Origin of the sequence: Fodinicurvata fenggangensis DSM 21160 (genome assembly GCF_000686045.1) — a bacterium.
Lineage (GTDB): Bacteria > Pseudomonadota > Alphaproteobacteria > Kiloniellales > DSM-21159 > Fodinicurvata > Fodinicurvata fenggangensis.
In genome coordinates this window covers 632,327-646,309 of sequence record NZ_JMLV01000001.1, presented here as the reverse complement: position 1 = coordinate 646,309, position 13,983 = coordinate 632,327, and the positions used below count along the sequence as shown (strand labels likewise).

At 61.6% G+C, this 13,983-nt stretch carries 14 protein-coding genes; 9 read left to right on the top strand and 5 right to left on the bottom strand.

What is annotated here, in order from left to right:
* Positions 1–23 precede the first annotated feature (23 nt).
* The 5 genes from BP38_RS0103050 to flgF all read right to left on the bottom strand — a co-directional run bounded on the left by BP38_RS0103050 (position 24) and on the right by flgF (position 4,879).
* Positions 24–953, bottom strand: a complete 930-nt coding sequence (locus tag BP38_RS0103050; RefSeq protein ID WP_035723195.1) for an IS110 family RNA-guided transposase — start codon at positions 951–953, stop codon at positions 24–26.
* A 494-nt stretch (positions 954–1,447) separates the two neighbouring features.
* Positions 1,448–2,227, bottom strand: coding sequence for a flagellar basal body L-ring protein FlgH (flgH, locus tag BP38_RS0103045; protein ID WP_035723193.1), 780 nt, complete (start codon positions 2,225–2,227; stop codon positions 1,448–1,450).
* A gap of 21 nt (positions 2,228–2,248) precedes the next feature.
* A complete protein-coding gene (gene flgA, locus BP38_RS0103040; protein ID WP_026986522.1) occupies positions 2,249–3,244 on the bottom strand; it encodes a flagellar basal body P-ring formation chaperone FlgA in 996 nt (331 codons plus the stop codon).
* A 17-nt stretch (positions 3,245–3,261) separates the two neighbouring features.
* Positions 3,262–4,047 (bottom strand): flagellar basal-body rod protein FlgG, encoded by a 786-nt coding sequence (gene flgG, locus BP38_RS0103035; protein ID WP_026986521.1) that lies wholly within the window; start codon positions 4,045–4,047, stop codon positions 3,262–3,264.
* 64 nt (positions 4,048–4,111) lie between these two features.
* Positions 4,112–4,879 (bottom strand): flagellar basal-body rod protein FlgF, encoded by a 768-nt coding sequence (gene flgF / locus BP38_RS0103030; protein ID WP_026986520.1) that lies wholly within the window; start codon positions 4,877–4,879, stop codon positions 4,112–4,114.
* A 306-nt stretch (positions 4,880–5,185) separates the two neighbouring features.
* Between flgF and BP38_RS0103020 the strand changes: the two genes are divergently transcribed.
* The 9 genes from BP38_RS0103020 to BP38_RS0102980 all read left to right on the top strand — a co-directional run bounded on the left by BP38_RS0103020 (position 5,186) and on the right by BP38_RS0102980 (position 13,958).
* Positions 5,186–5,707, top strand: a complete 522-nt coding sequence (locus BP38_RS0103020; protein ID WP_026986518.1) for a flagellar basal body-associated FliL family protein — start codon at positions 5,186–5,188, stop codon at positions 5,705–5,707.
* 33 nt (positions 5,708–5,740) lie between these two features.
* Positions 5,741–6,832: a flagellar motor switch protein FliM gene (fliM, locus tag BP38_RS0103015; RefSeq protein WP_081816426.1), complete on the top strand. Its 1,092-nt coding sequence runs from the start codon at positions 5,741–5,743 to the stop codon at positions 6,830–6,832.
* Positions 6,832–7,344, top strand: coding sequence for a DUF6468 domain-containing protein (locus BP38_RS0103010; protein ID WP_026986516.1), 513 nt, complete (start codon positions 6,832–6,834; stop codon positions 7,342–7,344). The genes fliM and BP38_RS0103010 overlap by 1 nt, the downstream gene beginning before the upstream one ends.
* Positions 7,341–8,087: a MotE family protein gene (locus BP38_RS18710; protein ID WP_051608894.1), complete on the top strand. Its 747-nt coding sequence runs from the start codon at positions 7,341–7,343 to the stop codon at positions 8,085–8,087. Before BP38_RS0103010 ends, BP38_RS18710 begins: the two co-directional genes overlap by 4 nt.
* Before the next feature lie 129 nt (positions 8,088–8,216).
* Positions 8,217–8,606: a response regulator gene (locus BP38_RS0103000; RefSeq protein WP_026986515.1), complete on the top strand. Its 390-nt coding sequence runs from the start codon at positions 8,217–8,219 to the stop codon at positions 8,604–8,606.
* A gap of 12 nt (positions 8,607–8,618) precedes the next feature.
* Positions 8,619–9,266 carry a protein phosphatase CheZ gene (locus BP38_RS0102995; protein ID WP_026986514.1) on the top strand — a complete coding sequence of 216 codons (648 nt, stop codon included), beginning with the start codon at positions 8,619–8,621 and terminating at the stop codon, positions 9,264–9,266.
* Positions 9,267–9,274: 8 nt separating this feature from the next.
* On the top strand, positions 9,275–9,970 hold the full coding sequence (locus BP38_RS0102990; protein WP_155992159.1) for a hypothetical protein: 696 nt from the start codon (positions 9,275–9,277) through the stop codon (positions 9,968–9,970).
* Complete coding sequence (locus BP38_RS0102985; RefSeq protein ID WP_026986512.1) at positions 9,967–10,761, top strand: OmpA/MotB family protein; 795 nt, start codon at positions 9,967–9,969, stop codon at positions 10,759–10,761. Before BP38_RS0102990 ends, BP38_RS0102985 begins: the two co-directional genes overlap by 4 nt.
* Positions 10,762–10,766: 5 nt before the next feature.
* Positions 10,767–13,958, top strand: a complete 3,192-nt coding sequence (locus BP38_RS0102980; RefSeq protein ID WP_026986511.1) for a tetratricopeptide repeat protein — start codon at positions 10,767–10,769, stop codon at positions 13,956–13,958.
* The last annotated feature ends 25 nt before the right edge of the window (positions 13,959–13,983 follow it).

The following is a 13,983-nucleotide window of genomic DNA, read 5'->3' as shown; positions in this document are numbered from 1 at the left end:
CGCACCTCAGCAACCGTGTTTTATCACACTGGCTGATAGTTGGTTCCATCCCGGAGCATGGCGTTTGCGACGATCACCATATGGCGCATGACGGCGACCAGGGCGGCCTTGCCGGACTTTCCGTTCTCCTTGAGCCTGAGGTAGCGCCGCCGCATGGCGTTGTCGCCTCGAACGGCGGCCACAGCCCCCATGTAGAGCGCGTTGCGCACAATCTGCCGCCCGCCCCAGATGCGGCGCTGGCCGCGCAGGGTGCCGGTGTCCCAGGCATGGGGAGCCAAACCAGCCAGGGTGGCGACCTGGCGGCGCGAGGCCTGGCCCAACTCGGGCATGCCGGCCAGCAGCGTGGCCGTCAGCACCGGGCCGATCCCGGGAATACTGCTGAGGCGTTGAGCGTCGGCAGCAAGCTCAGGGCTCTGCCGGATATGCCGGGTGATGTGGGCCTCAAGCGTGCGGACCCGGGCGGTCAGCTGGGCAATGGTCTGCTCCAGCTCCTCCTTCAGGTCGGCCTCACGCTCCTGGTGCCAGCGCTGCTGTTCGGCCGTCCGCATGGCCGTCAGCTGGCGCCGCCGGCGCAGCAGGGCGACCAGGCGCCGCCGGTCAGCCGACAGTGGCGCTGTTGGCTGCGGCTGCACGCGCTCGCCATAGAGCGCGAGCACCCGTGCATCCAGGCGGTCGGTTTTGGCCAACAGGCCCATGCCGCGGGCAAAATGGCGGATATGGCGAGGATTGGCCACGGCCAGCGCCAGGCCGGCATCCTGGCAGGCCTCGATCAACTCAACCTCGAAACCGCCCGTAGCCTCGGCCACGGCCAGCTCCACCGCGCACTGCTGCAGCCAGGCCACCAACTGGGGCAGCTTGTTCGCAGGAAAGCGCCGCCGCTTGCCGCTCGGCAGGAGATGGACATCCAGGTGATGCTTGGCGATATCGATTCCGGCGATGGATGTTGCTATCATGATCACGGACCCTTCCTTGTCGATGGGAGCTCCGGTGCAAGGCCGGGCTCTGGCAACCGTTCGGGTTCACTTTTGATCAGGCGGGTCGGGATCCTTGCTGAGGTACGAACTTCAGGTTCGAGGACGAGAGCGATCTCCGACCCGCCCCCTATCCTGATAACAAATCGCCGACAGACAAGGACGAGGTTTTTTATTTAATTTCAACTCACTAAACCACCTCACACTGAGGTGGGCTGCGTAGCAGCCCCTCGAAGTGCCTTGGTAGAAACGGTTGAGCCTGAAAAAGTTGCAAATGACCGACGTCGGCGCATAAGACCCCTCTTCGATAAACTCAGGACAGGCTTGCGAGACGTGCCCTTATCAGACTGAGCAGTCGCCGCAAGGCGGCGTCTTAAAGGGACTCGCTCCTCAGAAAAAAGGGCCGGTTCTTTCGAACCGGCCCTGAAGTTTTCCAAGCTCGGGACAGACGCCTGGAAGGGTTGGGTGGCTGGCGCTTAGAAGGGCCAGATGATGTCGAAGACCTGCTGGCCGTAGCGTGGCTGCTGCACGTCGGAGAGTTCTCCGCGGCCGCCATAGGACACGCGCGCCTCGGCGATCTTGTCGTAGTTGATCTCGTTCAGGTTGGAGATGTCCGCAGGGCGGATGATTCCGGCGATCTGAAGCTCACGCAGTTCGAAGTTCACTCGTGTTTCCTGACGACCGGCGATCACCAGGTTGCCGTTGGGCAGAACGTCGGTCACCAACGCCGCGATGCGCAGGTCAATCTCTTCATCGCGTGCGATGTTTCCCGTACCGCCGGCATCCGAGGTACTGCCCGCCGAGACGAGGTTGCCTGGATCCACGGCATTGGGAAGGACGTTCCGCAAACGGGTTTCATAGCCCAGGAAGGAATTCAGGGATGAATTCTCGTCGCTGTTGCGGCTGCGGTTCGTGGTGTTGTTCATCTCGGCCGAGTCGTTCATCTGGATGACGACGGTGATGATGTCGCCCTTTTCGCTGGCCCGCTGGTCATCGAAGAAGGTGCGGCCGCCGCTCTTCCACAGGGAATTGGCATTCTGTGGCTGGTTCATGTCCTGGGCCCGCGGATCCGAAAGAGCAGCCTGCTGGGTTGCCTTGGGGTCCACGGGCAGGTCCAGTTCGCTCATGTCCGGAGCCTTGCCGATGCGCGAGAGACGTTCGCCTGCATTGCAGCCGGCCAGGGCCAGGCCCAGGAGGGTTGCGAGCGCCAGCTTGCCGGCGAGGCGGGTGAAGTGGGTGTTCCTGATCTCTGTCATGATCTCTGTTCCTTTGGCCGCTCAGTTCAGCATGGCCGTGTTGTGACCGCCAACGGACACCAGGCCCGTATCCTCGACGACGGCTTCGATGACCTGGTTCGACTTGGTGTTCATCACGCGGATGACAGCGCCATCGGTCCCTTCCTCCAACGCACGGCCCGAAACGGTCAGGTGCATGTTGGCGTTGCGGTAACGGATGGTGACACCGCTGTTCTTTGCCACCAGGATCGGTTCAGCCAGGTCATTGCCCCGCAGGCTCGAACCGGCACGCAGGGTGCGGCGCGGGCTCTTGCCGATCATGCGCTGGGCATCGGTTACCGTGTCCCTGTGCAGCCGATCGATCCGGCGGGATTCCCAGACGATATCGCTTTCCGCGATGATGTCGTTCCGGCTGACCCGCTTGTTCACCACCGGCACCTCGACCAGTTCGTAGGCGCGCCCGCGAAGCTCCAGGCGTACCAGGGGCGAACCATTGTCGGGATAGACCAGGCGCGCTGCGAAGCGATTGCTCTCTTCACTGCGCTCCAGACCAACGATGCCGGCTTCGGCGCCGTCGACCCGGGGGATATGAAGAGTATCCTGGGGTTCTTCCAGGGAGATCTCCAATTCGCCCTCCTCACCGCGGTCCTGAAAGGCCGCCTCGATCATGGCGAGCAGTTCGCCGCGTTCCAGCCGGATGCTGGCACGCTCGACCTCGGCATATTCCAGGTGCGAGCTGGGAGACCAGTCCACCCCGTAGTTGCGGGCCAGCGTTGCCAGCCAGCGCGCCTCGAGCTGGACCCTGGTGCCCGCCTTGGGCGCGCGGCCAATGGGGGTGTCTGCCTGTGCCTCCAGACCACTGAAGATATGACCCAGGCGGACGAATTCTTCCTCGACCACAATGGAGCGGTTGAGCGAGATGATCTGCTCGGTCGCCTGGGCAGAATCTGCCAGTGCCGGGGTGGGCAGGGCGGGGGAGAGGCTGGCGGCGGACAGGAAGCCGGCCGTCAGCAGGGTTTTCATCAGTGTGCTTTTCATGATGCGATCCTTTCCGCCTAACGCAGCTGGGTGACGCTGCGCAGCATCTCGTCGGACGCCTGGATGCTCTTGGAATTCATCTCGTAGGCACGCTGGGCAGTGATCAGGTTCGTGATCTCCTGCACCGCATCCACGTTCGAGGTTTCAAGAGCACCCTGCACCATGGAGCCGAAGCCCTCTTCGCCCGGAGCGGCCACCTGGGGGGCACCGGAAGCTGGGGTTTCCACAAAGAGGTTCTGGCCCATGGCTTCCAGGCCCGCGTCATTGGGGAAGACAGCCAGTTCCAGCTGACCCACCTGCTGGGGTGCGACCTGGCCGTCCAGCTTGACCCAGACCTCGCCATTCTCGTTGATGGAGATGGCCGTGGATTCCGCAGGGATGTTGATTCCCGGCTCCACCATGAAACCGTCCGGCGTGACGATGTCGCCGTCGGGGCTGAGCTGGAAGGAACCGGCCCGGGTGTAGGCCGTTTCTCCGTTGGGCTGCTCAACCTGGAAGTATCCGCGTCCGTTCACCGCCAGGTCCAGGCTGTTGTCCGTGATTTCCAGGTTGCCCTGTTCGTGAATGCGATAGACGGCGGCCGTGCGTACGCCCAGGCCGATCTGCACGCCCGACGGCACGATCGTGCCGGTATCGGACGAGGCGGAGCCCACGCGGCGCAGGTCCTGGTAGAGCAGGTCGTTGAACTCGGCCCGGCCACGCTTGAATCCGGTGGTGTTCATGTTGGCGATGTTGTTGGAGATGACGTCGACATTCGTCTGCTGCGCAAGCATGCCGGTTGCGCCGATGCTGAGAGAGCGCATGGTCAGAAATCCTTTCCTGTGGTGTGCAGGACAATCATGGTGAGAGGGACAATCTTGCCCAGGGTCATGCCTGGCCTCCGAAGGATCCGAGGATCTGAATTGCCTGGCGCTGGCGCTCGTCCTCCTTGTCCATCATGTTCTTGACGGACTGATAACTTCTCTGGGTTTCGATCATGCGGGTCATCTCGACCACGCCCTGGACGTTCGAGCCCTCCAGCATGCCCTGCAGAACGGAGACGTCCTCGGCCTCGACCGGATCCTGGTCTTCGGCATTCAGCAGGCTGCCGGCCTCGCGCTTCAGCTCGTATTCTTCCTCGAACTGCACGACGCCAACCTGGCCGATGGGATTCTCGGCCATTGGGTCCGCCGGATCGCGTACGGCGATGGTGCCGTCCTTGTTGATCACGATGTCCGAGGCCTCTGGCGGCAGGACAATCGGGGCGCCGTCTGCACCCAGCAGCGGATCGCCTGCGGCAGTCACGATTTGGCCGTTGTTGTCCAGCGTGAAATTGCCCTTGCGGGTATAGCGCGGGCCGTCCTCGGTCTCGATCGTGAAGTAGCCGTTGCCGGATATCGCGATGTCCAGCGGATTGTCCGTGTTGACCATCGGTCCCTCGCTCAAGTCGCGGACGCTGGCCAGGTCCTGGACCATGCTGATCTTGCGGAAGATGCCCGCACGCATGTCCTTCGTGTCGGCCAGGTATTCCGCGAACATCATCGATTCCCGCTGGAAACCGGGCGTGTTCATGTTTGCCAGGTTGTTGGTCACGACATCCATTTCCCGGCGCAGGCCGGTCATGCGTGACAGGGCTATGTAACTTGGGCTTTCCATGGTTCGTCTGTCCTTTTCATGTGCCGAGCTCTTTTGCGAGCTTCTTGCGCCAGGACAGAAGCAGGAAGCGTGCCAACTCAAAAATCCGAAGAAAAACAGTAGACTGGGGTGGCTGGTCGTGGTGCTGCCGATTGGGTGTGACGGCAATCCTTGCGCCGGGCGGGCAAAAGCTGCCGCACCCGAACTTCTTATCAGGGTCGATTGCCCTGTTTCCCAACTTCCTCTGTGGGGGAAACGACTTGTTAACCATCGTCCGTTAACTTGGGCGAGCCCTTGCAAACAGAATGAAGTTGGAAAGCGACCAGAATGGCCGATGCAGTAGCAAATCCGGACGATGGGGACCAGGAAGTCGAGGTTCTGCCCCGGAAATCCGGGATGAGCGGAAAGAAGCTCGTTCTCTTCATCCTTCTTCCCCTGCTGATCCTGGGTGGGGCTGCCGCCGCGATGTATTTCACCGGAATGCTGGACAAGTTGCTGGTGTCCGTCGAAGCGGGCGAGAAGGAAGGTGCGCAGGTCGAAGAGGTCGAGGTTTTCTATGAGCTTCCCGACATGCTGGTGAACCTCAATTCCAGTGGCAACGGCTCCAACTACCTGAAGCTTTCGATCTCCCTGGAACTGAAGAATCCGGCGGGCCTGGCGGAACTGGAAAAGGTGCAGCCGCGGATCATCGACAGCTTCCAGGTCTATCTGAGGGAGCTGCGGGTCGATGACCTTGAGGGCTCCTCAGGCATGCAGCGCCTGCGCGAAGAGCTGCTGATGCGTGCCAACACCACGGTGGAAGAACCTGAAATCACGGACGTTCTCTTCCGCCAGATCTTGGTCCAGTAACGAACCGGAAGCGGTGGCAGTCCAATGAGCGACATGACCGAAAACACGGAGACCCCCGACGCCGAGACCGACGAGGACTACGATGCCCTGATGGCCGAATGGGAGGCCATGGCGGACTCGGACGACATGGACGAGTCCGATGACATGGGCGGTTCCTCCGAGCGGGTGCTGGACCAGAGCGAGATCGACAGCCTGCTGGGTTTCGACGAAGACGGTGCCGGAGGTGACAACGAGGGCATCAATGCCATCGTCAATTCCACGCGCGTGTCCTATGAGCGCCTGCCCATGCTGGAGGTGGTCTTCGACCGCCTGGTGCGCATGATGTCCACATCCTTGCGCAACTTCACCTCGGACAATGTCGAGGTCAGCCTGGACAACATCAGCTCGCAGCGTTTCGGCGACTACCTGAACTCCATTCCGCTGCCGGCCATGCTGGCAGTCTTCAAGGCCGAGGAATGGGACAACTACGGCCTGATGATCGTCGACAGCAACCTGATCTATTCCATCGTGGACGTCCTTCTGGGCGGGCGGCGGGGGACCGCGGCCATGCGGATCGAGGGGCGCCCCTACACGACCATCGAGCGCAATCTGATCACGCGGCTGATGAACGTGATCCTGATGGATTTGTCGGCGGCCTTCGACCCTTTGTCTCCGGTCACCTTCCGCTTCGAGCGTCTTGAGACCAATCCGCGCTTTGCCGCCATTGCGCGCAATGCCAATGCGGCGATCAATACGCGCCTTCGCATCGACATGGAGGATCGCGGCGGCCGCGTCGAGCTTGTCCTGCCCTATGCCACGCTGGAGCCGGTCCGCGAACTGCTGCTGCAGATGTTCATGGGCGAGAAGTTCGGTCGGGACTCCATCTGGGAAACTCACCTGAGCAGCGAGCTCTGGCATACCGAGGTGGCAATCGATGCCGTGCTTGAGCAGATGGAAATGCCCCTCAATGACATCCTGAACCTGAAGGTCGGCGACCAGATCCCTCTCAACAAGACACCCAATTCCAAGGTCACCCTGCGTTGCGGGGATGTCGACATGTTCAAGGGACAGATGGGGCGCCGCAACGGCTATATCGCCGCGAGAATATCGGACAAGCTGATCCGCGGCCCGGGGGAGATCGAGTGATGGCCATAGAACTTATGATCGATGGCCTGTTGGCCATCTTGCTACTGGTGACAATTGGTTACGCCATCATGCTGAACCGGAAGCTCAACCAGTTCCGCAATCTGCGCGAGGAAATGCAGGGCATGGTGGGCGAATTCGCCCAGGCCACCCAGGATGCCGAGAAGGGCATTGCCAGCCTGCAGTCCCGCTCGCAGACCCTGGGCAGTGACCTGGAAAAGCAGGTCAGCGCCGTCGAGGGGCGCGCCTCGGAAGCACGCAGCCTTGCCGACGATCTGGTTTTCCTGGTGGAGAAGGGAACCTCGGTTGCCGACCGCCTGGAAAATTCCGTCTCGAAGGGACTTGCCGCTACGCCTCAAGCTGCGGAAAAGCCGTCCTCCGGCCGCAAGGCCGCGCCCAAGGAGCGCAAGGCAACGGGCGGGACTGCGCAGGACCAGAATGAGACGCGCAAGGCGTCGGATTCCGTTTCCCCGGAGGCGCGTGAACTGCTCAAGACTTTGGATGGTATACGATGACGACAGCGCAGAACGACAGCAGCGTCCAGCTCAAGCGTGCGCCACGCCTACGGTTGTTGCCGCTGGTGATATTCCTGGCTTCCCTTACCCTTGGCTTCCGGGTGTTCGATGTCTGGCAGGGCGTGGAAGTTGCGGCCCAGGAAGAGCAGCCGGCACAGGCCGGGCAAGAAGAAGCTGACGCCGATGAGGCGGGCGCGCCCCAGGCTGAAACCGAGGGGGAGGGCGCTGCCGACGCCCTGTTGGCGGATGCCGCAGACGTGGATGTCACCGGGGAAGAACAGGCTTCCGACGCGGCCAAGGACCTGACGGAGGTTGATCCCTTTTCCATGACGGAGACCGAGATCGAACTGCTGCAGTCGCTGGCCGGCCGTCGACAGGAACTGGATCAGCGTGAAAAGACCCTGGAGGAGAAGGAAGCGCTTCTGAAGGCCGCGGAAACGCGTGTGGAGGAGAAGATCGCGCACTTGGAGGAGATGCAGGGCAAGGTGGAAGCGCTGCTGGGCCAGCATGACGACGAGGAACAGCAGAAGCTGGATAACCTGGTTGCCATCTATGAGAAAATGAAGCCCAAGGATGCCGCGCGTATCTTCGAGCAGCTGGACATGGAGGTCCTGCTGGCGGTGGTGACCCGCATGAAGGAACGCATCACCGCACCCATCCTGGCCGAGATGCGCCCCGACCGCGCCCAGCAGATTACCGTTCGCATGGCCGAGCGGCAGGACATGCCGGTCATTGGCGAATAATCAGGCTGAGTTCACGAAATTTTCTTGGCTTTACCCAACGTTAAGAAGCTGTGGCTAGTTTGAGACTAGGCGCGAATTGCTGCCCTGGATAAAAACCGGAACACGCGAGAACAAGACGGAGTACGAGAGATGGCAGGTGTGGACATGGATATGCAGATCCTCATCGTTGACGATTACAAGACGATGCTCAGGATCATTCGCAACCTGCTGAAGCAGCTTGGTTTCAACAATGTTGACGAGGCGACGGATGGCGCCCAGGCCCTTCAGAAACTACGCGACAAACCCTATCAGCTTGTCATATCGGACTGGAACATGGAGCCCATGAGCGGCTTGCAGCTTCTGAAGGAAGTCCGGACAGATACCAAGCTGAAGGATCTGCCTTTCGTCATGATCACGGCGGAAAGCAAGAGCGAGAACGTGGTCGCCGCCAAGCAGGCCGGGGTGACCAACTACATCGTCAAGCCGTTCAATGCCGCGACGCTGAAGAACAAGCTGCAGGCTGTTCTTGGCGCTTTCTAAAGGTCATGAAACATGACGGATCAAGCCGAAACCAACGGACACGAGCAGCGCCTTGAAGCACTGGTCAGCCGCTACAAGGACATAGATCCCGATGATCTGGTGAATATCGTCGAAGGGATCATAAATACGGCCCAGGGCGACCTGTCGAGCGTCAATCTGAAGGTCTATGGCGAGATCGAGGCCCTTTCGCGCTATATTCACTCCGCCCGTCAGGAAATCGCCTCGCTGCGGCCCGACGAGATCACCGACGAGCATATTCCGGCCGCCGGCGAAGAGCTGGAAGCCATTGTCGGCGCTACGGAACAGGCCACCAATTCGATCATGGAATCGGTGGAGGCCATCGAAAAGGAAGCCGAGACCCTGCCTCCGGAGGTGGCGCAGCGACTGACCGACTCCGTGACCCAGGTCTACGAGGCTTGCGGATTCCAGGATATCACCGGCCAGCGCATCACCAAGGTCATTCACTGCCTGACTCATATCGAGGAAAAGGTTAACGCCCTGCTGGAAACCTTTGGCGAGCCGGGTGAACGATCGGCCCGTGAGCGGAAAGCGAACGAGACTTCAGGTGCGGCGGACGCTGAACTGATGAACGGCCCGCAATCTTCAGAGGATGCCATCAGCCAGGACGATATCGACGCGTTGCTTGCCAGCTTCGACTGAGGCACATCATGCAGCCGGCGCCAGGCATTCAGCGACAGGGGGGAGGGTCCAGTACAAGCAGCCTGATGGCGCTGCTCAGCCTGAAGCTGCTTCTGCTGGCGTTCTTCATCCTGCTGACCGTCCTGGCGCAGTTCGAGAACGAGAAGGTCAAGAAGGTCGTCGATAGCGTCAACAAGACCTTCGAGGGCCGGGTCGAGGTCAATCGTACCATCAACCCCCTGCCGGGCGCAGATGGCATCCAGCAGGGCGGCGCGCCGGCCTTGAGCGAACTGAGCCGCCTGTTTCGTTCCTATTTGCCGAAGGCCTCCATGGAGGTAGATCCCGCGCTGGGCGAATTGCGGCTGGAAATGCCGGCCAATGAGCTTTTCCTGCGCGACAGCACGCAATTGAACGGACGGGCGGAGCGCCTGATCGATCGCGTGGCAGTGGAACTCAGCAGGCGACAGGACTGGAATGCGGATTATGACCTGGAGCTACTGAACGGCTTCGATCCGCAGGCCATGGAGAGACTACTGGACAGCCAAGGACAAAGCCCCGTGTTCCTGCGCGCCGGTGCGCTTGTACGTTCCTTCCTGGACCGTGACCTGGCCGCTGACAGGATTTCCGGCGGCCTGCTGCCGGAGAAGGCGGGGAAGGTCCGCATAGTGGTGCGCCTCTGGGGGGGTGAGGGTGAACCCGATCAGCCGGCGGAGCTGAATCCATGAGCCGGACAGAGGGGAAAGGCACGGACAAGCCAGAATCGTCCCCCTACATACCCTTTGCGCCGGTGCCTTCGGGGGGCATGGCCCCTGCGGCTCCCAAAGGGGGCGGCAAGGCTTCCGGGGCCTGGCTTGTTACCTTTACGGATCTCGTGGCGCTGCTGCTTGCCTTTTTCGTCATGATGTTTGCCATGATGACGCTGGAGGATCGCGACTGGGAAGCCTTGCGCAGCAATTTCCTGGGCCAGGTCGAGACGCTCAAAGAGGACCCCCTTGTCTCGCCCGACCAGAAAAAGGATGTGGAGACGGCCCGCCTGAGGCCCGGATTGAACCTGAACTACCTGGCTGCTCAGCTGCGGGCGGAATTCTCGGACAACAGGTTCTTCGACACGGCCGATGTCCAGCGCAAGGACGGGCGACTGGTGGTGGTTCTGCCAGATGACCTTCTGTTCGAATCAGGCGCGATCGAGCCCATCCCCCGCGCGGAGCGCGCGATCTACTCACTTGGCGGGCTGTTGGCCAGGGTGCGGAACCGGATCGAGGTGGTTGGCTATGCGGACCCACGTCCGATCGAGGACGGTCCGCACAGCAACTGGGAACTTTCCCTTGCACGCGCCGCCTGGGTCGCGCATTTCCTGAAGCGGTCCGGCTATGGTTCGGATATCATCATCCGTGGTCACGGAGCCGGACGATTCGAGGAACTGACCCGGGCGGCCGGAGAGAACCCGGCCGAGAATTTCCGCCAGGGGCGCCGGACCGAGATCGTTGTCCTGGAGGATGCCGGGGATCTGGAGTAGGTGCGGTGCTGCGTTTTTTCTTCCTGCTGCTTTCGCTTTGCCTGGTGGCGCCTGGCGCCCTGGCCCAGAGCGAAAACGGAGCGGTTGCCGTGCGCGGCGGCATTCATCCCGGCTTCTATCGTTTGGTCCTGGACTTCGATGACACGCCCCAACACCAGGTCCGCACCGATGGCCGTTACCTGCTGCTGAGATTCAATCAGGCCGTTAATCTGGATTTCGCACCGGCGCGGCAAGCTCTTGGCCCCATGCTCGGTGATGTCGTGGTCTCGGATTACGGACGCCGGTTTCAGGTGGAATTGAGTGATCGGCGCAAGGTCGCAAGTGCCTACAGCGGGTCGCGTATCGTCCTGGACCTTCGCCCCGAGGTTCCGCCTCCGCCGCCCCCTCCCGATGTGGGCGTCGATGGTGAACGCCACGAGGTTTTCGATCGCCTGCGCTTTTCCTGGGCAGATCCGGTTTCCTATCGTCTGGAAAGCGGCGAGGAAAGCAGCACGCTTCATTTCGAGAAGCCGGGGCGCCTTCAGTTCGAGGAAGGCCTTCTGGACAGGTTGTCCCGGATACAGGGGATTGAGAGCACACTAGCCGACAACAAGCTGCGCGTGAATGTGGAACATCAGGCCGGGGCGCGGCTGCAGAGCCGCAGCCGGGAGTCCCTGGTGGAACTGGATGTGGCGGATCCGGGTGTCGGACTGGCATCCGATTCTCCCTTTTCCATGGAAGCAACCGATCAGCCAGAACTGGACGGCCCGTTGGCATCCGACGCACCTACCCTGCAGGACGGCGAGAGGGACCCAAATGCCATCGGACTTGATGTGGCACGTCAGTCGCGCTTGCAGGACACGAGGCCTTATACGGGACGCCGCGCGCCCTGGCCGGACGAAGTCGAATTGGTCATGACGTGGCCGGAACAAGTGGCCCTGGCTGCCTATGAGAACGACCAGGGGCTGGTCATCGCCCTTGATCGGGAGGTACCTGAGGATTTCGCGCAACGCTTGCGGAATACTGCGCCTGAGTTCTCTGGCGTGCAGCAGGAACAGCTGGAGGATGCGACCATCCTGACGGTTCCCGTGTCTTATCCACTGAAGGCCGAGGTGACCGGGGAAGGCCGTGAATGGCGGATACGGCTGAGTCCCAAGGCCCCAACACGGCCCAGGGCGCCGCTTCTGGAAAGGCGGCAGGACGGTGAGGAGGTGCTGCTTTCCATAGCAGCCTCCGGGGCCCGCTTGGTGGTCGAGCAGGAGGATGCCCAGCGTGGACGCCTGCTTGCTGCGCCCTTGATGTCGGACGGACAGCTTTTTCCCGCGCAGAGGCATTTTCCTCAGTTCATCCTTCTGGAAACGCTGCAGGGTATTGTCATCCAGCCACTTGATGAACGCGTAAGTGTTGAGGCTGGTTCGGACTCTGTCGAGGTGCGGGCGGAGGATGGCCTGTATATTTCAGACGGGGTGGATCTCAATGAACCCTCCGGGATGCCGGGGGACAAGGGAACCAGCAGACTGTTCGATCTTGATGCCTGGCGCGTTGAGATCGGGGAGGGTTATAGCGAAACGCGCCAGCATCTCGAGGACCGAGTGGCCGCCGCCACGGGCCGAGACAAGACGCTTCGGCGCCTGGATCTGGCCCGTTTCTATTTTGCCCGGGGGCTGATGGCAGAAGCCCTGGGTATCCTGGATCAATTGGTGGAGGAGGACCCGCTGCTCGAGTCGAACCCGGAAGTCAGGGTCATGCGCGCCGCCGCCAATATTCTGAGGGGCGAGTTTGAGGCGGCGGCCGGACGCCTGGGCGCTCCCCTGCTGGAAAGGGTACCCGAGGCTGCATTGTGGCGGGGCGTCTATGCGGCGGAAGCCCGGGATTGGCCGGTGGCGGCGCGAGCCTTCGCGGAGAACAATGCCCTCATCGACACCTATCCCCGGAATGTGCGGGTCCGCCTCTACCAGCTGGCTGCGGAAGCGGCCGTGAACCAGGAAAGTCTCGACGAAGCGGAGGACTATCTGGCGCGGGCAGAAAGCGATGCTACGGACAACCTTTCGCGGGCGAGACAGGACTACCTAGCTGGGCGTATCGCAATGCTGCGCGGCGAGAGGGAAGAAGCGCGTGACCTGTGGCAGGTTACAGCCGAGCGCATCAACAGTGCGGCCTCTGCAAAAGCGCGCTTGGCCCTTTTGGACGACCGCCTGGAGAGCGGCGAGATCGGCCATGACGAGGCGATCAACGAGTTGGAGCGGCTGCGCTTCGCGTGGCGGGGCGACAACTTCGAGCTTTCCCTGCTGACACGGCTGGCAGATCTGCAGTTGGAAAGCGGTGCGCCGAGCGAAGCTTTGCGCTCGCTACGCAGGGCTGTGACCTATTTTCCGGAAACGGCAGGTGTGGAGGCGGCTGCACGGAAGATGCGCAGCATTTTCCGCGAGGTCCTCGTTGAGGGGGATCGCGTCGACGATTTGCCCCCGATGCGTGCGCTTGCGCTCTATGAAGAGTTCCGCGAGCTGATGCCTGTGGGGCCGGATGGTGAGCGCCTGATATCCAGGCTTGCGGACAAGCTTGTGGCCATGGATTTGCTGGAGCGCGCGGCAAACCTGCTGCAGCACCAGGTTGACTACCGTCTTGCCGGTTCCCACAAATCGCGCGTCGGTGCCCGCCTGGCCGCGATTCACCTGCTGAACAATGACCCGGGCTCTGCCTTGAAGGCTTTGGAGGAAACGGCTGTTTCAGGATTGGAGCAGGACCTGTCGCGCGAAAGGGTCTATCTGCGTGCGCATGCGCTCAGCGAACAGGGGCAGGTGGAAGAGGCGCTTTCCCTGCTACGCGGAGACGAGCGGCTGCAGGCGCGTGACCTGAGGGCAGAGATATTGTGGAGCAACGAGCGATGGGATGAGGCTGCGAGTACGCTGTCCCAAGTTCTGCCGCCGGTGCCCGAGGAGGGAGAGACGCTTTCCGAACAGGAGTCGGGACGCATTCTCAACCATGCTGTGGCGCTGACCCTTGCTGGCCGCAGTGACGATCTTGCAGCACAGGCTTCCCGTTACGAAGCAAGCATGGCGCAAAGCGAACACGCCGATGCCTATGCACTGTTGGTGGATGAGGTGGATCTGCAGGATGGCGAGTCACTCGCCGCGGAGTTTTCGGCTGTGGCCGAGGCCCGAAGCTACATGACAAGCTATAGCGACCAGCTTCAGGATTTGGCTGAGTCCGGTCTGTAACCGGTCAGGCGGCGCAGCAATCGCT